Origin of the sequence: Streptomyces sp. NPDC006544, assembly GCF_040611715.1 — a bacterium.
Lineage (GTDB): Bacteria > Actinomycetota > Actinomycetes > Streptomycetales > Streptomycetaceae > Streptomyces.
Genome location: NZ_JBEXOV010000032.1, coordinates 45553 through 68553, shown reverse-complemented (window position 1 = coordinate 68553; position 23001 = coordinate 45553). Strand labels below are relative to the sequence as shown.

The window sequence follows — 23001 nt, the reverse complement described above, 5'->3', positions numbered from 1 at the left end:
GGAATCTCCGGATGGTGTCACACGTTGGACATGACAGTGTTATGTCACGCGCCGGAGTAGCTTTGGCCTCGGCTCCGCTTCGCCCGGCGCGGACGCATTCGCAATCGACGTAAGGAACCAATGACCTCCTCTTCTTCCCCTTCCCAGGACGCGCGGGACGACGCACAGGGTGCGGCGGACCCGCAGAGCTTCACCGAGAGCCTTCGGGCCGACGCCCTGATGGAAGAGGACGTCGCCTGGAGCCACGAGGTCGACGGAGACCGGGACGGCGCGCAGTACGAACGCTCCGAGCGCGCGGCCCTGCGCCGTGTCGCCGGCCTCTCCACCGAGCTCGAAGACGTCACCGAGGTCGAGTACCGGCAGCTCCGCCTGGAGCGGGTCGTACTCGTCGGCGTGTGGACCTCCGGCACGGCGCAGGACGCGGACAACTCCCTCGCGGAACTCGCCGCCCTCGCCGAGACGGCGGGCGCGCTCGTCCTCGACGGCGTGATCCAGCGCCGCGACAAGCCCGACCCGGCCACCTTCATCGGTTCCGGCAAGGCCCGCGAGCTGCGCGACATCGTCATGGAGAGCGGCGCCGACACCGTCGTCTGCGACGGCGAGCTCAGCCCCGGCCAGCTCATCGCCCTCGAAGACGTCGTCAAGGTGAAGGTGGTCGACCGGACCGCCCTCATCCTCGACATCTTCGCCCAGCACGCCAAGTCCCGGGAGGGCAAGGCACAGGTCGCGCTCGCGCAGATGCAGTACATGCTGCCGCGACTGCGCGGCTGGGGCGCCTCGCTGTCCCGGCAGATGGGTGGCGGCGGCGGCGGTGGCATGGCCACCCGAGGTCCCGGTGAGACCAAGATCGAGACCGACCGGCGCCGGATCCGCGAGAAGATGGCGAAGATGCGCCGGGAGATCGCGGAGATGAAGACCGGCCGCGACATCAAGCGGCAGGAACGGCGCCGCAACAAGGTGCCCTCGGTCGCCATCGCCGGATACACCAACGCCGGCAAGTCCTCGCTGCTCAACCGCCTCACGGGCGCGGGCGTACTGGTGGAGAACGCGCTGTTCGCCACCCTCGACCCGACCGTGCGCCGGGCCGAGACCCCGTCGGGCCGGATCTACACCCTGGCCGACACCGTCGGCTTCGTCCGGCACCTGCCGCACCACCTCGTCGAGGCGTTCCGCTCCACGATGGAGGAGGTCGGGGACTCCGACCTCATCCTGCACATCGTGGACGGCTCGCACCCGGCGCCGGAGGAGCAGCTGGCGGCGGTCCGCGAGGTCATCCGCGAGGTCGGCGCCGTCAAGGTGCCCGAGATCGTGGTGATCAACAAGGCGGACGCGGCCGACCCGCTGGTGCTCCAGCGCCTGCTGCGGATCGAGCGACGCTCCATCGCCGTCTCGGCGCGCACGGGTCAGGGCATCGAGGAACTCCTCGCGCTCATCGACGCCGAGCTGCCGCGGCCGGCGATCGAGGTCGAGGCCGTGGTCCCGTACACGCGGGGCTCACTGGTCGCCCGCGCCCACGCCGAGGGCGAGGTGATCTCCGAGGAGCACACGGCGGAGGGCACGCTGCTCAAGGCGCGGGTACACGCGGAACTGGCGTCGGAGTTCGCTCCGTACGTGCTCGCCAAGCACTGAGGCGGCGGCCTCCGGGCCGCGCCGGATGCGGCCGCGCGCGCTGTGCGCGGTCGTCGAGGAACGAAGGAGGGCCCCCGCGGGACGCGGGGGCCCTCCTTCGTGCGGTCGTGCGGTCGCGGGCGGCGGAGGGCCCGGCCCGCGGCCACTCCTGTGAGCGCGATTCCCGCGCGTCCTGCTGCGCCCGCAGCTCCTCTGCCTGCTCCTGCTTCCGCTCCTGCCCCGTACGCGTACGACGCGCACGGGGCATACGACACCTGCTGCCCTGCGATGGCCCCGGCTGCTGCGGCGGCTACTTGAACTTGCCGCTCACCGCGTCGAAGATGCCCTTCGCCTCCGGGCCCAGCCGCGGTCCGGCCAGCCAGGTGGCCTTGGCGGGACCGATGGAGGTGTTCGACACCAGCGCCGGCTTGCCGTCGGAGCCCGTCGCCACCCAGCCGCCGCCCGAGGAACCGCCGGTCATCGTGCAGCCGATGCGGTACATCGTGGGGTCGGTCGTGTTCAGCGACAGCCGGCCCGGCTTGTCGGTGCACTGGAAGGCCTTCTGGCCGTCGAACGGAGCCGCCGCCGGGTAACCCGTGGCCGTCATGCTCGCTACCTTCGGCGCCGCCGGGGCGTTGAACTCCACGGGCAGCGCCGTACCGACCGTCTCCTCCAGCGACTTGCCGCCGCCCTTCTCGGGAGTCACGTGCAGGACCGCGAAGTCGTACGGGGCACCCGCGCCGCCGGTCGGACCGCCCGTCGCGATCCACTGGTCGGAGGTCTGCGCCCAGTCGCTCCACCACACGCCGTACGGAGCCACCTCCTCGCGCGGAGCGCCCTTGAGCGCCGCCGCCGGCTTGCCGGTGTTGTTGTACGACGGCACGAAGGCGATGTTGCGGTACCAGCCGCCGGCCTTGCCCGCGTGCACGCAGTGGCCGGCCGTCCAGACCATGTTGGACTTGCCGGGATGCGCCGGGTCCTTGACCACGGTAGCCGAGCAGACCATCGAGCCCTCGGGACCGTCGAAGAACACCTTGCCGGAGGCCGGGACGCTCTGGTGGTAGGGCGGCGTCGCCGCCTTCGCCGCCACCGCGGCGGGGACCGGGTCGGTGACGCCCTGGTCCTTGCCCGCGTCCGGGTCGACGGCCGGGGGCTGCGGCGTCTTGTCGGCGTCACGCATCCGGTCCGGGTCCCACAGGTCCTCGATGATCGGGTTGATGTAGTCGCCCGCCTCGCGGAGCCAGTCCTCCTTCTTCCAGTTCTTCCACGCGCCCCCCTTCCACTTCTCCAGGTCTATGCCGTGCTCCTTGAGCTTGTCCTTGAGCCCGTCCGGGATCTTGACCCCGTCGATGCTGGTCGGAAGGCTCGAGGCCACGGTCGGCTTGGCGTCGGTCTCACCGTCGCCGGGTCCGCAGGCCGCAGCGGTGAGTGCGAGCGCGGCCGAGCACAGGATCGCGGTGACCGGTCGGATCGGTCGCATGTCGTGAATCCCCCTGGTGGTTCGGGATGGTGCCTGGGTTGCAGCCCCCCACTATGCCGCTGCCGTGAGGGACGGCACAGGCCGGGGCGACGGTTCCGTGGAACCGGAGCTCGTCCCGCAGCGGGGCAAGGATCTTGGGTCCACCCGTGATCCGTCGCCGTCACCGTCGTTGGTACGTACGGGGGATGGGTGAGCGGCGTGAGTGTTCGAGGCGCGCTCCGCACGAGCGGCCCGACCGCACCCGATGAGCACCGCGGGCGCGTCGGGGGCGCGCGGTAAGTACAGGGCAGGCCCATGGGAAGTGCGGGGCAGTCCCAGGCGGGAAGTGCACCGCGGGCGCGTGCGCAACGGAAGAGGACCGGAGACGACCGGGAGGGCAATCGTGCGGGAGGGACGACACTCGTGGCTTTGACGAGCGATCAGGCCGCGGCCGGAGCGCACCTCCCACCGCGGCCGAACCGGGCGCAGGGCGCCGTGGACCGGGTGGCTCCGACGGCGGCGGGGGAGGGCATCCTGCGGCGGCAGGCCCAACGGGAGTCCGCCGCACGGACATACGCGCGCTCCCTGCCCATCGTCCCCGTGCGCGCCCGGGGGCTGACCATCGAGGGTGCCGACGGCCGTCGCTATCTCGACTGCCTCTCCGGCGCGGGCACCCTCGCCCTCGGGCACAACCATCCGGTGGTGCTCGAAGCCGTCCGCGGAGTCCTCGACTCGGGGGCCCCGCTGCACGTCCTGGACCTCGCGACACCGGTCAAGGACGCCTTCACCACCGAGCTGTTCACCAATCTGCCGGCGGGCCTCGCCGCGGACGCCCGCGTCCAGTTCTGCGGACCCGCCGGGACGGACGCGGTGGAGGCCGCGCTGAAACTCGTCCGCACCGCCACCGGCAGGTCCGGGCTCCTCGCCTTCACCGGGGCCTACCACGGCATGACCGCGGGCGCGTTGGACGTCTCGGGCGGGGCGACCGACGTACGCGTGACCCGGCTGCCGTACCCCCAGGACCACCGCTGCCCCTTCGGGGTCGGCGGGCCCGAGGGAGCGGAACTCTCGGCCCGCTGGACGGAAAGCCTCCTGGACGACCCCAAGGGCGGGGTCGCGGCGCCCGCGGGCATGATCGTCGAACCGGTGCAGGGCGAGGGCGGGGTCCACCCCTCCCCGGACGCCTGGCTGCGACGGATGCGGGAGATCACGGCGGCCCGGGGGATCCCGCTGATCGCCGACGAGGTCCAGACGGGAGTGGGGCGCACCGGCGCCTTCTGGGGAGTCGACCACGCCGGTGTCGTGCCCGACGTGATGGTGCTGTCGAAGGCCATCGGCGGCAGCCTGCCCCTCGCGGTGATCGTCTACCGGGCGGAGCTGGACCAGTGGGCTCCCGGAGCCCACGCCGGCACCTTCCGCGGCAACCAACTGGCCATGGCGGCGGGTACCGCGACCCTGGCCTACGTCCGGGAGAACGGCCTCGCGGCCCGCGCGCACTCCCTGGGCGCGCGCATGCTCGCCTCCCTGCGGAGCCTGATCCCGGCCCACCCGTGCGTGGGGGACGTACGCGGCCGGGGCCTGATGCTCGGCGTCGAACTGGTCGACCCCGACACCGGGGAGGCCGCACCCGACCTCGCGGTGGCCGTCCGCCAGGCCTGCCTGGACCGCGGCCTCATCGTCGAACTCGGCGGCCGCCACGCCGGCGTCGTCCGGCTCCTCCCGCCGCTGACCCTGACCGACGAACAGGCCGCCGCCGTCCTCGACCGCCTCGCCGACGCCATCCCCGCCGCTGCCGCCGCCCTCCGCCGCTAAGGACCCGCCCCCATGCCCACCCACCCCCTCCCGCCCCCACCCCCGCGGCCCGCGGCACCTGCGCCGCCGCCCCCGCCTGCGCCCCCGCCTGGGCCTGCGCCCGTGGTGCCTTCGTCTTCGCCCGCGGCGCCGCCCGCCCCTCGGCCCGCCCCCGCCCCCGCGCCCGCCCCTGCCCCCGCCCTCAGCTCCACGTCGTCCGTTTGGAGCACGCCCGTGCTGCCGCATGCCACACCCGCCGAGCCCTCCTCATCGCCGTCGCCGTCCCCCTCTGCCGGAGATGGCGAGCCGGCCCTGTTCCTGGCCGCGCCCGCCCAGGCCACCGCCCCGGGCTCCGCGTCTGCCTGCGGGAGCGAACCCGTGATGCCTCCGGCAGGCCCGCCCTCTGCCGGGGGCGCGTGCGAACGGCTGCCCTTCGGCAGCCCAGCGCGGCCGGTACGGCCGGTTCGGGACGAACCGACATCGGCTCGTACCACCCCCGCGGTGTCCTTGCCGATGGGCCCCCCGATGCTCTCGGCTCTCGACGCCGTCACCCGATCCCCACGTCCGACTCCCTCCGTCGCACCAGAACTGCGGATCCCCCTCCCGCCCACCCTCGCGAGTGCCGCGAGCACGTGGTCCCCGGCAGACCGCAGCGGGACCCCGTCGACGTCGACCACCTCGATCCCCCCTGCCGCGCCCTCTTCCTCGGGCGACATGGACACCCGGCCTCTGCAGCCCACCCCCCTCCCGCGCCCGGACGGCTGGAACTCCCCGCCCGCCCCCCACGCCGCGTCCCCAGCTCAACCAGGCGAGTCCGAGGTGCCCGCATCGCTCCCGCCCCGAGCCGCCGCCCCGCCGGACCCCGAGCCGCCGGCGTCGCCCTTGGTCCGACCGTTGGAGTCCCGGTTGCCCGGGTCGCTCCCGCCTCGAGCTGCCGTCCACGCGCCCGAGCCGCCCGCGTCTCCCGTTGCCGAGCCCGGCGGATTGGGGACACGGCTGCCTGAGTGGCTTCCGTCGCGAGCTGCCGCGCCAGTGCCCGAGTCACCCGCACCTCCCGTGGTCCGGCCCGACGAGTTGGAGCCCCGGCTGCCCGCGTCGCTCCCGCCTCGAGCTGCCGCGGACGCGCCCGCGTCGCCCGTAGCCCAGCCCGGCGAGTTGCAGCGCCGACGCGAGTCGCTCCCGGCCCGATCTGCCGCCCACACGCCCGAGTCAGCCGCATCCCCCGGTGCCCAACCCGGCGAGTTGGAGCCCCGGCTGCCTGCGTCGCTCCCGCCGGCTGCCGCGCCAGAGCCTGGGCCGGACGCGTCCCTGGTTCGTCCGGTCGAGCCCAAGGAGCCCGCGTCGCCCGCGTCGCTCCCAGCCCGGACAACCGAGTGCCCGGCCGAGCGGCCCCCGGCGCTGCTCGCCGCTGCTGCGGTGGCCGCAGGTTCCCATGATGCGGGGGCGCCCCGGGAGCCGGTCGGGATCCCGGCGGTTTCGGCCTCGTTCGGCTCTGGCGGCCAGGAGGCGGCGCGGAGCGGGCAGGACACCTCGAACGATTCCCGCCCTGCGCACGCGCAGGGGAGCGTCGCGCCTTCGCCGGACCCAGCACGCCCGGCGAACTACGGCTCCGCGGAGCCGGCGGCCGCTCTCGTGGTCGGGGGGAGTTCATGCTGGTCGTCGTCGCCCGCGGGACCGGGCGGGACACCGCCAGGGCGGCCCGTGCAAGGAGCCGGGTTGGCGCCACCGCCCGGCACCGCGCCTTCGGCCGCACGCGCCGAGGGCGCGACGGACGCGGTATCCGCCGGGTCGGACCCGGCCCAGCTCGGCTTCGCCGGAGCCGCAGGGCAGCACCCCCAAGGGCAGCTTGACGCGCACCCGCCGGCCGGAGCGGACGGGGACGGGGCCCAGGCCTCGGCAGGGCCGTCCGCGAGGCCGGTGAGCGGGGCCGCCGGCCCGGCGGAGTACTTGCCCTGCATGCCCGGGGCGGGCATGGCATGGGTGGCAGCCGAGGCGCGGGTCGGCGAAGGCGCCACCGCCAACGTCCCCCGGCAGAAGGACGGCACCGTCAGGCCCCGGCCGGGCGCGACCGACCCCCTGGACCACCCCGACCCGAGGATCGCCGCCGAGGCCGCCGCCTCGGAGAACCTGCTGCGTTGCTGGGTCCGCGAGACGGGACTCGGGCGGCCCGCGGGTCCCGTGCTGCGCGTTCCCCTCCCCGCATCCGGTACCGCGCTGCTCGTCGCGGTCCGCTACTGGTCCACCACCGGCTGGCACCGCTTCGGCCCCGCCCGGCTCGAGGGCGCCCCGGTCGAGGCGCCTGCCGTGGACGCCGTCACCCTCGCCGCGCTGATCTCCCGCGAAGGCGGCATCGTCCGAGGCAACTGCGCGCCCGGCGGCGCCGACCTCGTCGGCCGGGTCGCCGACTCGGCTCAGCGGACCGCCGAGTTCATCACCGACCGCCGCCAACGCCCGTCAGCTCCCGCCGACGTCGCCACCGACCTGTTCCTCACCGCGGAACAGTCCCTCCTCCTCGGTCATCCCCTGCACCCGACCCCGAAGAGCCGCGAAGGCCTCTCCGAAGCCGAGGTGCGACGCTATTCGCCCGAACTGCACGGCTCCTTCCCCCTGCACTGGCTGGCCGTCGCACCCGGAGTACTCGCCACCGACTCCGCCTGGACCGAACGTGGCCGCCCGGTCTCCGCAGCCCGACTGCTGGGCCGCATGGCCCCCGGGCTCCCGCTGCCCGACGGCGCCACCCCCCTTCCCCTTCACCCGTGGCAGGCCCGCGACCTGCTCCAGCGCCCCGCAGTCACCGCCCTCCGCGACGCGGGACTCCTGCACGACCTCGGTCCGTACGGCGAACCCTGGTACCCGACCTCCTCCATCCGCACCGTCCACCAGCCCGGCGCCCCCGCGATGCTCAAGCTCTCCCTGGGCCTGCGCATCACCAACTCCCGCCGGGAGAACCTCCGCAAGGAGCTCCACCGCGGCATCGAAGTCCACCGGCTGCTGCGCACCGGCCTCGCCGAGCAGTGGCAAGCGGCCTACCCCGGATTCGACATCGTCCGCGACCCCGCCTGGGTGGCCGTGGACGACGTCGACGGCACCCCCGTCCCCGGCCTGGACGTCCTCCTGCGTCACAACCCCTTCCGCCCGGGCGACGACGCCCTCTGCATCGCCGCACTCACCGCCCCCCGCCCGTGGCCCGGCCGGACCACGACGAGCTCCCGACTCGCCGAGACCGTCGCGCGGCTCGCCGCCACCACCGGCCGGACGGCCTCCGCCGTGTCCGCCGAGTGGTTCCTGCGCTACCTCGACCACGTCGTCCGGCCGGTCCTCGCGTTCGACGCCCTCGCGGGTATCGCCCTCGAAGCGCACCAGCAGAACACCCTGGTCCTCCTCGACCCGGCCGGCTGGCCGGTCGGCGGTCGCTACCGCGACAACCAGGGCTACTACTTCCGCGACTCACGGCGCACGGAACTGGAGCGCCGGCTGCCCGGTATCGGTGGCGCCAGCGACACCTTCGTCTCCGACGCCGTCACCGACGAACGCTTCGCCTACTACCTCGGCATCAACAACGTGCTCGGTCTCATCGGAGCCTTCGGATCCCAGCGGCTCGCCGACGAACGTGTCCTGCTCGCCGCGTTCCGCCGGTTCCTCGGCAAGGCCACCGACCTCGGCCCGCTCCCCGCGCGTCTGCTCGACTCACCCACCCTGCGCTGCAAGGCGAACCTGCTCACCCGCCTGGGCGGTCTCGACGAGCTCGTCGGCCCCGTCGACACCCAGTCCGTCTACGTCACCATCGCCAACCCCCTTCACGACTGACGCGCCAGAACCGACACGGAGAAGAGCCCCGATGCCCTCCACCGATTTCCACATCGACGCGCCCCACGCCTTCGGGCCGAGCCTCGCCGCCGCGTCGCTGCCCCGGCTCGCCGAAGCAGACCTGCTCGACTCCCCGGCGAGCTGGGGTGGCATCATCACCCACGCTGGCATCTTCCGCCTCGAACCGGTACGGCTGGGCCGGGACCTCGAGCTGCTCGCCGGCTGGATGAACGACCCGCAGGTCGCTGCCTACTGGGAGCTCGCCGGCCCCGTCGCCGTCACCGCCGCCCACATGAGGGCACAACTGGACGGGGTCAGCGGCAGCATCCCGTGCCTCGGCCTCCTCGACGGCACGCCGATGAGCTACTGGGAGATCTACCGGGCGGACCTCGACCCGGTCTCCGCGTACTACCCGGCGCGCTCCCACGACACGGGTATCCACCTGCTCATCGGAGACGGTACGAACCGCGGCAGAGGTCTGGGCACCGCGCTCCTGCGCGCCGTCGCCGATCTGGTGTTCGACAACCGCCCTCGCTGCATGCGTGTCATCGCCGAACCGGACATCCGCAACACCCCCTCCGTGTCAGCCTTCTTGAGCTCCGGATTCCGCTGTTCCGCGGAAGTCGAACTGCCTGGGAAGCGCGCTGCCCTGATGATCCGCGAGCGGGCGCTGCGCAACCTCATCTGACGGTCGCCGCGCCACCCCCTGGATCCTCCAGCCCGCTCGCGTGCTCCTGACCTCTCTGCTGCACCTCTCACATCGAAAACTCTGCGCGACGCAGCTAAGTTCCCGATCTTCGAGGAGTTCCGTGCCGAATTTCTCCCCAGCCCCCGGCTCCGCGGGCCCGCACTTCTCGGCTGCCGTGGCCGCATCGCCCCAACACCCCCTCACGCCACCCGAACTGAACCGTCCGACCTGGGACTTCGCCGCCCGCCGCCTCCTCGCCAAGATGCTGGGCGAGTTCGCGTACGAGGAGATCATCACCCCGGCCCCGGCCCCGGCCCCGGCCCCGGCCCCGGCCCCGGCCCCGGACGCCCTGGGCGACACCTGGACCCTGACCCTCGACGACGGCAGCATCCTCGGCTTCCGGGCCCGCCGCCGCGCCTACGGCAGCTGGCACGTCTCACCGGACACGATCACCCTCACCCCCGGCCCGTCCCTCCCCGCGGCCGGTCCCGCGGTCACCGCCCCACTGCCGACCACCGCCCCGCCGCCGACCGCCGCCGCGAGCCACCCCGCCCCGGGCGCCACGACCGCCCCCGGAACCCCGACAGCCTTCGGCGACCCCTACGCCTTCCTCATCCGGGCCCGCGCCCTCCTCGGCCTCGACGGCGCCACCCTCGGCCACCTGGTCCGTGAGCTGAGCGCGACCCTCGCCGCCGATGCCCGCATCGACCACACCGCACTCACCGCGGACGTCCTGGCCGACCTCGACCACCCGCTCTCGAAGGCCACCAGACCGGCCATCCCTGGCTCGTCCTGAACAAGGGCCGGATAGGACTCTCCTCCTCCGACACCGCCGCATGGGCCCCCGAGGCACGCACCCCCCAGCGCCTGCCCTGGCTCGCCGCCCACACCTCCCTCGCGCAGTACCGCGGCACCGCCGGCCTCGAGGACCCGGCGCGCCTCTACTCCGCCGAGCTCGACCCCGCCACCCGCGCCGTCTTCGACCGCACCCTGCGCGACCGCGGCCTCGATCCGCTCGGCTACCTCTACCTCCCCGTCCACCCCTGGCAGTGGGACGAGGTCCTCCTGCCCCTCTTCGCCCCGGCCCTTGCCGCGGGCACCCTGGTTCCGCTCCCCGCCGACCCCGACCTGCGCCTCCCGCAGCAGTCGATTCGCACCTTCCTCAACCTCACCCGCCCCGACCGGCACAGCGTCAAGCTGCCGCTCTCCGTCCTCAACACCATGGTCTGGCGCGGCCTGCCCTCCGACCTGGCTCTCGCCGCGCCCGCCGTCACCGCCTGGATCCACTCGCTGCGCGACGCCGACCCCTTCCTGCGCGACGAATGCGGAGTGATCCTGCTCGGCGAGGTCGCCTCCGTGACCGTCCGCCATCCGGTCTACGAGGAGCTCCCCGAGGTCCCGTACCAGTACAAGGAACTGCTCGGCGCGATCTGGCGCGAGCCGCTGGCCGGCCACCTCGCCCCCGGCGAGCGCGCCCGTACCCTCGCCTCGCTCCTGCACACCGACCCCCGCGGCCGCTCGTTCACCGCCGAGCTCGTCGCCCGCTCCGGCCTGGCCCCCGCCGCATGGCTGGGGCGCCTCTTCTCCGCCCTGCTGCCGCCGCTGCTCCACTTCCTCTACCGCTACGGCACCGTCTTCTCCCCGCACGGCGAGAACGTCATCGTGATCTTCGACGAGCACGACGTGCCGGTCCGCCTCGCGGTCAAGGACTTCGTGGACGACGTCAACATCAGCGACGAGCCCCTGCCCGAGCTGTCCGCCGTGCCCGACGAGGTCCGCGCGGTGCTGCTCGCCCAGCCCGCGGACTTCCTGCCCCAGTTCATCCACTCCGGACTGTTCATCGGAGTCTTCCGCTACCTCACCGCCCTCTGCGAAGACCGGCTCGGCGTCCCCGAGGAGCAGTTCTGGTCCCTCGTGCGGGCGGAGATCCTGCGCCACCAGGCCCGCTTCCCGGAGCTGAAGGAGCGCTACGAGCTCTTCGACCTGCTCGGCGAACGCCTCGTGCGCCTGTGCCTCAACCGCAACCGTCTCTACGAGGACGGCTACCGCGACCGCCCCGACCGCCCGAACGCGGTGCGCCACGGCACCGTCCCGAACCCCTTGTACCGCACATGAGTCTTCATCGGTGCGGTCGCTGTCGGTGGCGACCCGTAGGGTTGGCACTGCTATGACGAAGCCCTCCCTCCCCGACCTGCTGCACGCCGCCGTCTCCGCCGTCGGCGGCACGGAGCGCCCCGGCCAGGTGGCCATGGCCGAAGCCGTCGCCGAAGCGATCGACGACAACTCCCACCGCCTCATCCAGGCCGGTACCGGCACCGGTAAGTCCTTGGGCTACCTGGTGCCGGCCCTCGCGCACGGCAAGCGCGTGGTCGTGGCCACGGCGACGCTGGCCCTCCAGCGCCAGCTCGTCGAACGCGACCTCCCACGGACGGTGGAGGCGCTGCACCCGCAGCTCCGCCGCCGCCCGCAGTTCGCCATGCTCAAGGGCCGCTCCAACTACCTGTGCCTGCACCGCCTGCACGAGGGCGCCCCGCAGGACGAGGAGGAGGGCCTCTTCGACCAGTTCGAGGCGGCCACGCCCACCAGCAAGCTCGGCAAGGACCTGCTGCGGCTGCGCGACTGGGCGGACGAGACCGAGACGGGCGACCGCGACGACCTGACCCCGGGCGTCTCGGACAAGGCCTGGGGGCAGATCTCGGTGTCCTCCCGCGAGTGTCTGGGCGCGACGAAGTGCGCGTACGGCGCCGAGTGCTTCGCGGAGGCGGCCCGTGAGCGGGCCAAGCTCGCGGACGTGGTCGTCACGAACCACGCGCTGCTCGCCATCGACGCCATCGAGGGCGCCCCCGTGCTGCCGCAGCACGAGGTGCTGATCGTCGACGAGGCCCACGAACTGGTCTCGCGGGTGACGGGGGTCGCCACCGGGGAGCTCACGCCCGGCCAGGTCAACCGCGCCGTGAAGCGGTCGGCGAAGCTGGTGGACGAGAAGACCGCGGACTCCCTCCAGACGGCTTCCGAGACCTTCGAGCGCGTCATGGAGCTCGCGCTCCCCGGCCGCCTCGAGGAGATCCCCGAGGACCTCGGCTACGCGCTGATGGCCCTGCGCGACGCCTCGCGCAACGTGATCTCGGCGATCGGCAACACCCGCGACAAGTCCGTCCACGACGAGGACGCCGTCCGCAAGCAGGCCCTCGCCGCCGTGGAGAGCGTCCACGGGGTGGCCGAGCGGATCATGGCCGGCTCCGAGTACGACGTCGTCTGGTACGAGCGCCACGACCGCTTCGGCGCCACCCTGCGCGTCGCTCCGCTGTCGGTCTCCGGCCTGCTGCGCGAGAAGCTGTTCGAGGACCGCTCGGTGGTCCTGACCTCCGCGACCCTCAAACTCGGCGGGGACTTCAACGGCGTCGCCGCGTCGATGGGCCTGTCCCCGGAGGGTGTGGAAGGGGACGACGCACCGCATTGGAAGGGCCTGGACGTCGGCTCGCCCTTCGACTACCCCAAGCAGGGCATCCTCTACGTCGCCAAGCACCTGGCCACCCCCGGCCGCGAGGGCACCCGTGGCGACATGATGGACGAGCTCGCGGAGCTGATCGAGGCGGCCGGCGGCCGCACCCTAGGACTGTTCTCCTCGATGCGCGGTGCGAAGGCCGCCGCCGAGGAACTGCGCGGCCGGCTCGACAACCCGATCCTGCTCCAGGGCGAGGAGACGCTGGGCGAGCTGATCAAGACATTCGCCGGGGACCCGAAGACCTGCCTGTTCGGAACCCTCTCGCTGTGGCAGGGCGTGGACGTGCCCGGTCCCAGCTGCCAGCTGGTGGTCATGGACCGGATCCCCTTCCCCCGTCCCGACGACCCGCTGATGAGTGCCCGGCAGAAGTCGGTCGAGGAGCGGGGCGGCAACGGCTTCATGGCCGTCGCGGCAACGCACGCGGCACTGCTGATGGCGCAGGGTGCGGGCCGCCTCGTACGGGCCACCGGCGACAAGGGCGTCGTCGCGATCCTGGACCCCAGGCTGGCCACCGCCCGGTACGGCAGCTTCCTGCGGGCCACCCTGCCGGACTTCTGGTACACCACGGACCGCAACCAGGCACGCCGCTCTCTGGCGGCGATCGACGCGAGCGCCCAGGCCGAGGGCAAGTAGACGAGCGGCGGACGGCATGCACGGGCACACAAAGCAGCCCTGGGACCGGCGCAGTAGGTCCCAGGGCTGGACGGGGGCGCGGGAATTCAGACCCGGCGCAGTACCGCGACGACCTTGCCGAGGATGGTGGCCTCGTCGCCGGGGATCGGCTGGTAGGCGGCATTGTGCGGAAGCAGCCAGACGTGGCCGTCCTCGCGCTTGAACCGCTTGACCGTGGCTTCGCCGTCAAGCATGGCGGCGACGATGTCGCCGTTCTCCGCGACGGGCTGGCGACGGACGGTGACCCAGTCGCCGTCACAGATGGCGGCCTCGATCATCGAGTCGCCGACGACCTTGAGGCAGAACAGTTCACCGTCTCCCACCAGCTGGCGGGGGAGCGGGAACACGTCCTCCACCGACTCCTCGGCGAGGATCGGGCCGCCGGCCGCGATCCGGCCGACCAGCGGGACGTACGAGGCCGCGGGCTTGCCCGTGGTGTCCGTGGGCTGCGAGCTGGGCTGGTCCGAGCCGCGCACCTCGTACGCCCGGGGGCGGTGCGGGTCGCGGCGGAGGAAGCCCTTGCGCTCCAGGGCCATCAGCTGGTGTGCGACCGACGACGTGCTCGACAGGCCGACGGCCTGGCCGATCTCCCGCATCGACGGGGGGTAGCCCCGCCGTTGCACCGAGTCGCGAATGACCTCGATGACCCTCCGCTGCCGGTCCGTGAGGCCGGAGCTGTCGGCGCGGATGCCTGGAGGTCGCCCCGGCAGTGAGCGTGCGGGGCGCACGGCCTCCGCCTCCGGGTTAAGGCTTGCGTCGTTCATGGCATGCACCGGCTCGAGTCGGCTCTGGGAGCGGTTCTGGGCAGTGATGGTGGCACTGTCTGCGGTGGTGGTCACGTCGGCGGCCCCTCTCGAAATGTTCTCCCTAGCTGGACAACGGTAGTTGCTTTCGAAAGGTTGCGCCAAACACACGTTCGAGTGAAAAATCAGAGATCGCTCGCCGTGGTTACTTCGTGGGGTGTATAGACGGCCTGCGGGGCTGCTCGGGCCGAACGCGGGTTCGGCTCCGGAGTCGCTCATTACGGTACCCTTCCGGGTCGGGTCGCCACCGTCCGGGCCTGCGCCCAGTGTGGCACCGCGACGATCCGTATCCGGCCATCGGACGTTGCGACACGCGGAGCGACGAAAATCGACCACAACCCCAGATCTAGTGGTTGGATGAGCGCTGCCACCCAGGAGTTGTGGTCCGCGGTCTGCCGGGGGCCCCGACATCGCATATGCTTGTGGCTGCTTCACGAGCCCCCGACAGAGCCTCGACTCTGCCGGTCAGGGACCTCGTGAGGTGATTCAGCCGTGCCAAGAGGAGGGTGAGGGAACCATGCACTGCCCCTTCTGCAGGCACCCCGACAGCCGTGTCGTCGACAGTCGGACCACCGACGACGGCACGTCGATCCGCCGCCGCCGCCAGTGCCCCGACTGCTCTCGTCGCTTCACGACGGTGGAGACGGCCTCGCTGATGGTGATCAAGCGCAGCGGGGTGACCGAACCCTTCAGTCGTACCAAGGTCATCTCCGGCGTGCGCAAGGCGTGTCAGGGGCGGCCGGTCACCGAGGACGCCCTCGCCAAACTCGGCCAGCGGGTCGAAGAGGCGCTGCGTGCCACCGGGAGCGCCGAGCTGACCACCCACGACGTGGGTCTGGCCATACTCGGCCCCTTGCAGGAGCTCGACCTGGTCGCGTACCTCCGGTTCGCGTCCGTTTACAAGGCGTTCGACACACTCGAAGACTTCGAGACCGCCATCGCGGAACTCCGCGTGCCGCGGCCTCACCCAGAAGAGTGCGGGAACGGTGGGACCGCTCCGGTCCCCGTGCCCGCCTCCGCCGCCGACTGACCGGCAGGCCCGCACCGCGCTGCACTCGCACCGCGGAGCGGCCGGCCGGCCCGGGGGCCCCTCCAGCGACAGCTGGGGGAGAAGAGACGTAGATACACGACACAGCACCGTGCCGCGGAATAACGCTGGCACTTTAGGGCGTTTTGCCCGCATTGGGAGGAACGGCATGACAGAGACGGCGAGCAGCTCGGCGCGAGGTTCCCGCGCCAAGGGGACCAAGACTGCCAAGAGCGGCCTGCGGATCGAGCGCATCCACACCACCCCGGGCGTGCACCCGTACGACGAGGTGAGCTGGGAACGCCGTGACGTCGTCATGACCAACTGGCGTGACGGCTCGGTGAACTTCGAGCAGCGTGGCGTCGAGTTCCCCGACTTCTGGTCGGTGAACGCGGTCAACATCGTCACCAGCAAGTACTTCCGCGGCGCGGTCGGCACCCCGCAGCGCGAGACCGGTCTGAAGCAGCTCATCGACCGGATCGTGAAGACGTACACGAAGGCCGGCGAGGACTTCGACTACTTCACGTCGCCCGCCGACGCGGAGATCTTCGAGCACGAGCTGACGTACGCCCTCCTGCACCAGATCTTCAGCTTCAACTCGCCGGTGTGGTTCAACGTCGGCACCCCCCAGCCGCAGCAGGTCTCCGCCTGCTTCATCCTGGCCGTCGACGACTCCATGGAGTCCATCCTCGACTGGTACAAGGAAGAGGGCATGATCTTCAAGGGCGGCTCCGGCGCCGGCCTGAACCTCTCCCGCATCCGCTCCTCCAAGGAGCTCCTCTCCTCCGGCGGCAACGCCTCCGGCCCGGTCTCCTTCATGCGCGGCGCCGACGCGTCCGCCGGAACGATCAAGTCGGGCGGCGCCACCCGCCGCGCGGCCAAGATGGTCGTCCTGGACGTGGACCACCCGGACGTCGAGGACTTCATCGCGACCAAGGTGAAGGAAGAGGAGAAGATCCGCGCCCTGCGCGACGCGGGCTTCGACATGGACCTGGGCGGCGACGACATCACGTCCGTCCAGTACCAGAACGCCAACAACTCCGTCCGCGTGAACGACGAGTTCATGACGGCCGTCGAGAACGGCACCGAGTTCGGCCTGCGGGCCCGCATGACCGGCGAGGTCATCGAGAAGGTCGACGCCAAGGCGCTCTTCCGCAAGCTCGCCGAGGCCGCGTGGGCCTGCGCCGACCCGGGCATCCAGTACGACGGTGTGATCAACAACTGGCACACCTGCCCCGAGTCCGGCCGCATCACCGCGTCCAACCCCTGCAGCGAGTACATGCACCTGGACAACACGTCCTGCAACCTCGCCTCGCTGAACCTGATGAAGTTCCTCGACGACGACGGCAAGGGCAACCAGTCCTTCGACGCCGAGCGCTTCGCCAAGGTCGTCGAGCTCGTCATCACCGCGATGGACATCTCCATCTGCTTCGCGGACTTCCCGACGCAGAAGATCGGCGAGAACACCCGCGCCTTCCGCCAGCTGGGCATCGGCTACGCCAACCTCGGCGCCCTGCTGATGGCCACGGGCCACGCGTACGACTCGGACGGCGGCCGCACCCTCGCCGCCTCGATCACCTCGCTGATGACCGGCACCGCGTACAAGCGCTCCGCCGAGCTGGCCGCGATCGTCGGCCCGTACGACGGCTACGCCCGCAACGCCGAGTCGCACAAGCGCGTCATGAAGCAGCACGCCGACGCGAACGCCGTGGCGCCGCGCACCGAGGACCTGGACAACGTCATCTGGGCCGCGGCCACCGAGGCCTGGCAGGACGTCTTGCGTCTCGGCGAGAAGAACGGCTTCCGCAACTCCCAGGCCTCCGTCCTCGCGCCGACCGGCACCATCGGTCTCGCGATGTCCTGCGACACCACGGGTGTCGAGCCGGACCTGGCCCTGGTCAAGTTCAAGAAGCTCGTCGGCGGCGGCTCGATGCAGATCGTCAACGGCACCGTCCCGCAGGCCCTGCGCCGCATGGGCTACCCGGAAGAGCAGATCGAGGCGATCGTCGAGCACATCGCCGAGCACGGCGTCGTCGTCGGGGCCCCGGGCCTGAAGACCGAGCACTACTCGGTGTTCGACTGCGCCATGGGCGAGCGTTCCATCTCCGCGATGGGCCACGTCCGCATGATGGCCGCGATCCAGCCCTGGATCTCCGGTGCGATCTCGAAGACGGTCAACATGCCGGAGACGGCGACCGTCGAGGAGATCGAGGAGATCTACTTCGAGGCGTGGAAGCTGGGCGTCAAGGCGCTGGCGATCTACCGCGACAACTGCAAGGTCGGCCAGCCCCTCTCCGCCAAGAAGAAGGAGGAGGAGAAGGCCGAGGTCACCGAGAAGGCCGAGGAGACCATCCGCACGGCGGTCGAGAAGATCATCGAGTACCGGCCGGTCCGCAAGCGCCTCCCCAAGGGCCGTCCGGGCATCACGACCTCCTTCACGGTCGGTGGCGCCGAGGGCTACATGACCGCCAACTCCTACCCGGACGACGGTCTCGGCGAGGTCTTCCTGAAGATGTCCAAGCAGGGTTCGACCCTCGCGGGCATGATGGACGCCTTCTCCATCGCCGTCTCGGTCGGTCTGCAGTACGGCGTCCCCCTGGAGACGTACGTCGCGAAGTTCACGAACATGCGCTTCGAGCCGGCCGGCATGACGGACGACCCGGACGTCCGGATGGCGCAGTCGATCGTCGACTACATCTTCCGCCGCGTGGCGCTCGACTTCCTGCCCTTCGAGACCCGCTCGGCCCTCGGCATCCACTCCGCCGAGGAGCGTCAGCGCCACCTGGACACCGGCTCCTACGAGGCGCTCGAGAACGAGCTCGACACGGAGTCCCTGACCCCGTCGGCCCCGCTCGCGGCGGTGCCGGCCCCGGCCCCGAAGCCGGTCGCGGTCGCCCCGCTCCCGGCCCCCAAGACGGCGCACTCCAACGCCGAACTGGTCGAGATGCAGCTCGGCGTCTCCGCCGACGCCCCGCTCTGCTTCTCCTGCGGTACGAAGATGCAGCGTGCCGGCTCCTGCTACATCTGCGAGGGCTGCGGCTCCACCAGCGGCTGCAGCTGACAACGAGCGGAACTGCACGCGATGCACCACTGAGCAGCCCGTGCTCAGAGCGCTGACCTGCAGGTGAGAGAGGGAGTCGCCCCCCGGGGCGGCTCCCTCTCTTTCGGGGTTGTCGCGGAGGGTGCGGGGGTGGCAGGCTTCCAGGCATGATCAAGAGAATCGAGTCCACCGTCCGCCGATGAGCGAGACGACCGGGAAGGGACTGCCCGGATCAAGGACACCGCTGTTCGAGCACGCGCTGCGACTGCACCGACCGACCCCGGGTGAGCCGCTACCGCGGGACGGGGAACCGTACCCCGACGATGCCTCGCACCGCGGCCGGCCTCAGCCGAAGGCGCCGAGGGACCGGCGCTCGGCGGGCAGGGACCCCGCGCTCGTCCTGGACGCGCATTTCGCCCGCGCCCGCGCGCTTCCGAGCGAACTGGCCGGCGCCTTCGAGGGCGTCCACGTGCCGATTCACCCCAACGAACACATCGCTTCCGCGGCCGGGCGGGCGGACGGGCGCCGCGTTCGCGAGACGGGCCGGTGGCTGGTCCGGCACGGAACCGATCGCTGCTCGGTCACCGTGGGGCTCGCCCTGGTCGCCGCGGTGGGAACGGCCGACGACATCCCGCTGATCCAGACGATCGGGCTGCTGTCCAACCATTTCGGCCCCCTTGCGGCACACGCCTTGGAAAGACTGCCCGGAGGCACCGAGGCCCTCCTCTGGCTCGCTGACCGGGTCACCGGCTGGGGACGGGTCTACGTCGTGGAAGCCCTCTGCCGACTCGACGATCCCGCCGCCGAGCCGTGGCTCCTGCGCAAGGCGTGCGACGGCGATTTCCTCAACGCGTACTTCGTCGGCGCCGTGGCCCGGGCTGCCGGCCTGCACAAAGCCGTCGCCGGGCCCTTCGTGGACGACGAGGTCACCGACCACACCAGCAGGCTCCTCCTGGTGATGACCTACAGCCAGGGCATGGGAATGACCCTGTCACGCTATCCCCATGCCGAAGCGGTGCTGGCCGCGCATCTGCGGCTGCTCGAGCGTGCCGGGCCTTCCGCCGGCCGCTACTGCGCCGCTGCGTGTCTGGCGGGCGGCCTGGGGGAAGACGGTGACGCAGGTTCGATCGGGCCTGTCCGGCGATGGCAGCCGTACCGGGACGACTACCTGGCTCTTCTCGAGCGTCCTGACTGGTGCGAGGTGGCACGGGACGCCCTAGCGGCCGAAGACGCCGAAATCGTCCGGCTCGCGGGGACGGCGTCAGGCCGCCGGCTGCCGGCGTTCGCCGGCTCCCCGCCAGCCGGCGGGGAGGTGCGTACGCCGGGAGTACCCGCCCTCCGCCCGTAGAGGATCCGCGGGGCCGAGGCCAGGGGGATTGACCGGGGGACACCAGGGGGTGGAGAGGGGCTGGTGCGCAGCCAGGTCGAGGTGATCATTGTGGTGGGGCCGGCACGGCAGGGGGCCCCGAATTTTCACGGTGCGCCGAGCGGGGGAACCATGTGGAGCGGTGACGAACTGGATCTGGACGCCTATCTGGCGAGGATCGGGTGGCGGGGCGGGGAACCCCTGGCGGACCTGCGGACGTTGAAGGAAGTGCACCGGGCCCACACCGGTGCGATCACCTTCGAGAGTCTGGACGTGCTGTTCGGCCGCGATGTCGCGCTGGACGTCAGGACGGTCGAAGCCAAGCTCGTGCACGACCGCCGCGGCGGCTACTGCTACGAGCAGAACACGCTGCTGGCCGCTGCCCTGGAGCGGATCGGCTTCGAGGTCTCCGGACGCGGTGCCCGCAACCGGACCCGGGGGGACACCCTCCTCGCGGTGACGCACGCGGTCCTCGTCGTCACCGTCGAAGGGGAGCCGTGGCTCTGCGACGCCGGGTTCGGCTGGCAGGGCCCGTGCGAACCCGTGCCGCTGGCGCGCCCCGGCGCCGACGTACGGCAGGGGGAGTGGGTGTTCCGCGTCCGGGAGGAAGCGGACGGGGTGCTCGTGCTCTGCGTGTCCCGCGACGGGAGTTGGCGGGACCTGTACGCCTTCTCCCCGCAGCCCTACCACCCCGTCGACTACGTCGTGCTCAACCACTACAGCTCCTCGCACCCCCGCTCCGCCTTCGTGGGCCAGGTCATCGTCCAGTACCCCGGTGAGCGGGTCCGGTCGGCGCTCGTGGGGCGGGAGCTGTCCCGGCTGCTGCCCGACGGGCGGGTGGAGCGGCGGGCCGTGGCGGCCGGGGAACTGCTCGCCCTGCTCGAGCGGGAGTTCGGTCTTCGACTGCCCGAGCGGGACGCGGCCGAACTCCTGCGGATGTACCGCGCCGGGGACTGACCCAGGCCCTGCCGGGCCCGTACGATGGCGCCGTGCTGGTCAAGTGGATTCGCTGCACGGTGACGGACCGACGCGGGTTCGAGCGCGGGCAGCGCAAATGGGCGGGGCTGCCCGGCGAACCCGGATTCCGGGGGCAGGGCGGTGGCTGGAGCCGAGGCCGGCAGGGGGTGGCGCACGTCTTCGCGTTCTGGGAGAGCCGCTCCTTCTACGACTCCTTCATGGCCCGCTCGCACGACCGGCTGGCCGCTTCCCAGAACGGTACCTACACCGACGCGCGCGTCACGCTCTTCGACCACCGCTTCGATGTGAAGACCGGCTTCGAGCCCCGCTTCACCGACGCCGACGTGGTCCGGGTCGCCCACACCCGGGTGCGCGAGGGCCGGGTGGACCACTTCGCCCTCATGCAGGAGAAGGTGTGGAACCCGGCCATGGCGGGTTCGCCCGGCATGGTCCGCGGCCTCTTCGGCGAGGCGCCCGGCCGCGAGTTCCTGGTGCTGTCGATGTGGCGGAAGGCCGCCGAACACGGCAAGTACCGCCAGGAGCGGGTCGAGCGGCTCTCGCTGCGCGCCCAGATCCAGGCCGACGTGGAGGCGCTCACCGGGGACGTGGTCGACCTCGACTCCGCCTGGACGGTGTGACCGGCGTGCCCGTTCGGCATGCCCGCGAGTGGCCGAATAGGGTCATGGGATGGTACGACCACGGCGCATCGTCCTTGTCCGCCACGGGGAATCGGAAGGCAATGCCGACGACACGGTGTACGAGCGGGAGCCCGACCACGCCCTGCGGCTGACCCGCAACGGGCACGAACAGGCGGCGGACGTCGGCGTCCGGCTGCGGGAACTCTTCGGCGACGAACACATCAGCGCGTACGTCTCCCCGTACCGCCGCACCCTGCAGACCTTCCGGGACCTGCGCCTGGACCCGACGCGCGTGCGGATGCGCGAGGAGCCGAGGCTGCGGGAGCAGGACTGGGGCAACTGGCAGGACCGGGACGACGTACGGCTGCAGAAGGCGTACCGGGACGCCTACGGGCACTTCTTCTACCGGTTCGCTCAGGGGGAGTCGGGGGCCGACGTCTACGACCGGGTCGGATCCTTCCTGGAGAGCCTCTACCGCAGCTTCGAGGCGCCGGACCATCCGGAAAACGTGTTGCTCGTGACCCACGGGCTGACCATGAGGCTGTTCTGCATGCGCTGGTTCCACTGGTCCGTGGCCGAGTTCGAGGCCCTCTCCAATCCCGGGAACGGCGAATACCGGGTCCTCCTGCTCGGCCGGGACGGCCGGTACCGGATGGACCGCCCGTTTGAGCGGTGGACCACACCCGAGCCTTATGACCTGGACGGCTAAAGTGACGCGCGATGACCTCTGACTCCTCTTCCGAAAGGCGCTACGCGCGCGCCATGGCCAGCCTCCGCGGGCTGGCCCTGGGTGATGCCCTGGGCTCCCAGTACTTCGTCCCCGTGAACTACCCGCTGCTCAAACGGCGCGAGCTGCCGGCCGGCAGCGATCCGTGGCAGTGGACCGACGACACCGAGATGGCCTGCTCGGTGGTGGCCGTGCTCGCCTCGCACGGGCGGGTGGACCAGGACGCCCTGGCCGCCTCGTTCGCACACCACCACGACTTCGACCGCGGCTACGGGCCCGCCGTGAACCGGATGCTGCGCCTGGTCCGGGAGGGCGCGGACTGGCGCACGCTCGCCGCCGAACTGTTCAACGGGCAGGGCTCGTGGGGCAACGGCGCGGCCATGCGGGTCGCCCCGCTGGGCGCCTGGTACGCCGACGACCCCGAGCAGGCCACGCACCAGGCCGAGATCTCCGCCTACACCACCCACCAGCACCGCGAGGCGGTGTGCGGCGCGATGGCCGTCGCCGCCGCGGCCGCCCTCGCGGCCGGTCCGGCCGGACCGCCGAAGGCCGCCGACCTGCTGGACGGGGTGATCGCGCTGGTACCGCGCAGTGCGGTGGGCGCGGGGCTGCGCCGGGCCCGGGACATGCTCGACTACAGCGACGCGACCACCGTCGCGGCGGTACTGGGCTGCGGGCGCCGCACCAGCGCACACGACACCGTGCCCTTCGCCCTCTGGTCCGCGGCGCGGAGCCTGGACGACTACGAGCGGGCGTTCTGGACCACGGCGCAGGTGGGCGGAGACGTCGACACGACCTGCGCGATCGTCGGCGGGGTACTGGGCGCGCGAGGTGACGCCGTGCTCCCCTCCGCCTGGCTGGCGCGCACCGAGGCCATCCCGGCCTGGCTGCCGGAGACGGCGCGGTAACGGAG

14 protein-coding genes and 1 pseudogene are annotated in these 23001 nt (G+C 71.9%); 13 read left to right on the top strand and 2 right to left on the bottom strand.

Annotated elements, in window-relative coordinates:
• Window positions 1-120 precede the first annotated feature (120 nt).
• Entirely contained in the window at window positions 121-1629 is a 1509-nt protein-coding gene (gene hflX / locus ABZY44_RS17410; protein ID WP_356654589.1) for a GTPase HflX, read from the top strand.
• A gap of 289 nt (window positions 1630-1918) precedes the next feature.
• Here hflX and ABZY44_RS17405 read toward each other — a convergent pair whose 3' ends face one another.
• Window positions 1919-3088, bottom strand: coding sequence for a hypothetical protein (locus tag ABZY44_RS17405; protein ID WP_356654587.1), 1170 nt, complete (start codon window positions 3086-3088; stop codon window positions 1919-1921).
• A gap of 474 nt (window positions 3089-3562) precedes the next feature.
• Here ABZY44_RS17405 and ABZY44_RS17400 point away from each other — a divergent pair, with 474 nt between their 5' ends.
• From ABZY44_RS17400 to ABZY44_RS17380, 5 genes and pseudogenes are all read left to right on the top strand, one after another.
• Complete coding sequence (locus ABZY44_RS17400) at window positions 3563-4879, top strand: diaminobutyrate--2-oxoglutarate transaminase family protein (protein WP_356654613.1); 1317 nt, start codon at window positions 3563-3565, stop codon at window positions 4877-4879.
• A gap of 1695 nt (window positions 4880-6574) precedes the next feature.
• A complete protein-coding gene (locus ABZY44_RS17395; protein WP_356654585.1) occupies window positions 6575-8665 on the top strand; it encodes an IucA/IucC family protein in 2091 nt (696 codons plus the stop codon).
• A gap of 31 nt (window positions 8666-8696) precedes the next feature.
• Entirely contained in the window at window positions 8697-9353 is a 657-nt protein-coding gene (locus tag ABZY44_RS17390) for a GNAT family N-acetyltransferase (protein WP_356654583.1), read from the top strand.
• A 121-nt stretch (window positions 9354-9474) separates the two neighbouring features.
• A pseudogene (locus tag ABZY44_RS17385) lies at window positions 9475-11468 on the top strand (IucA/IucC family siderophore biosynthesis protein).
• Window positions 11469-11520: 52 nt separating this feature from the next.
• Entirely contained in the window at window positions 11521-13491 is a 1971-nt protein-coding gene (locus ABZY44_RS17380; RefSeq protein ID WP_356654581.1) for an ATP-dependent DNA helicase, read from the top strand.
• Between the two features lie 86 nt (window positions 13492-13577).
• On the opposite strand, the gene lexA is transcribed toward ABZY44_RS17380, so the two are convergent.
• Window positions 13578-14369: a transcriptional repressor LexA gene (gene lexA / locus ABZY44_RS17375; RefSeq protein ID WP_356654579.1), complete on the bottom strand. Its 792-nt coding sequence runs from the start codon at window positions 14367-14369 to the stop codon at window positions 13578-13580.
• Between the two features lie 481 nt (window positions 14370-14850).
• Here lexA and nrdR point away from each other — a divergent pair, with 481 nt between their 5' ends.
• The 7 genes from nrdR (at window position 14851) to ABZY44_RS17340 (ending at window position 22996) form a co-directional block, all read left to right on the top strand.
• Window positions 14851-15363, top strand: coding sequence for a transcriptional regulator NrdR (nrdR, locus tag ABZY44_RS17370; protein ID WP_356654577.1), 513 nt, complete (start codon window positions 14851-14853; stop codon window positions 15361-15363).
• A gap of 166 nt (window positions 15364-15529) precedes the next feature.
• Entirely contained in the window at window positions 15530-18421 is a 2892-nt protein-coding gene (locus tag ABZY44_RS17365) for a vitamin B12-dependent ribonucleotide reductase (RefSeq protein ID WP_356654575.1), read from the top strand.
• 178 nt (window positions 18422-18599) lie between these two features.
• Window positions 18600-19748 (top strand): hypothetical protein, encoded by a 1149-nt coding sequence (locus ABZY44_RS17360; protein ID WP_356654573.1) that lies wholly within the window; start codon window positions 18600-18602, stop codon window positions 19746-19748.
• Window positions 19749-19898: 150 nt separating this feature from the next.
• Entirely contained in the window at window positions 19899-20723 is an 825-nt protein-coding gene (locus tag ABZY44_RS17355) for an arylamine N-acetyltransferase (protein ID WP_356654572.1), read from the top strand.
• 32 nt (window positions 20724-20755) lie between these two features.
• Complete coding sequence (locus tag ABZY44_RS17350; protein WP_356654570.1) at window positions 20756-21361, top strand: YdbC family protein; 606 nt, start codon at window positions 20756-20758, stop codon at window positions 21359-21361.
• 49 nt (window positions 21362-21410) lie between these two features.
• Window positions 21411-22070, top strand: coding sequence for a histidine phosphatase family protein (locus ABZY44_RS17345; protein ID WP_356654568.1), 660 nt, complete (start codon window positions 21411-21413; stop codon window positions 22068-22070).
• An 11-nt stretch (window positions 22071-22081) separates the two neighbouring features.
• On the top strand, window positions 22082-22996 hold the full coding sequence (locus ABZY44_RS17340; protein ID WP_356654566.1) for an ADP-ribosylglycohydrolase family protein: 915 nt from the start codon (window positions 22082-22084) through the stop codon (window positions 22994-22996).
• Window positions 22997-23001: the final 5 nt, after the last annotated feature.

Coding starts and splice junctions, on each gene's coding strand:
- hflX (WP_356654589.1), top strand. CDS start 121: ATGACCTCCTCTTCTTCCCCTTCCCAGGACGCGCGGGACGACGCACAG.
- ABZY44_RS17405 (WP_356654587.1), bottom strand. CDS start 3,088: ATGCGACCGATCCGACCGGTCACCGCGATCCTGTGCTCGGCCGCGCTC.
- ABZY44_RS17390 (WP_356654583.1), top strand. CDS start 8,697: ATGCCCTCCACCGATTTCCACATCGACGCGCCCCACGCCTTCGGGCCG.
- ABZY44_RS17380 (WP_356654581.1), top strand. CDS start 11,521: ATGACGAAGCCCTCCCTCCCCGACCTGCTGCACGCCGCCGTCTCCGCC.
- nrdR (WP_356654577.1), top strand. CDS start 14,851: ATGCACTGCCCCTTCTGCAGGCACCCCGACAGCCGTGTCGTCGACAGT.
- ABZY44_RS17365 (WP_356654575.1), top strand. CDS start 15,530: ATGACAGAGACGGCGAGCAGCTCGGCGCGAGGTTCCCGCGCCAAGGGG.
- ABZY44_RS17360 (WP_356654573.1), top strand. CDS start 18,600: ATGAGCGAGACGACCGGGAAGGGACTGCCCGGATCAAGGACACCGCTG.
- ABZY44_RS17355 (WP_356654572.1), top strand. CDS start 19,899: ATGTGGAGCGGTGACGAACTGGATCTGGACGCCTATCTGGCGAGGATC.
- ABZY44_RS17345 (WP_356654568.1), top strand. CDS start 21,411: ATGGTACGACCACGGCGCATCGTCCTTGTCCGCCACGGGGAATCGGAA.
- ABZY44_RS17340 (WP_356654566.1), top strand. CDS start 22,082: ATGACCTCTGACTCCTCTTCCGAAAGGCGCTACGCGCGCGCCATGGCC.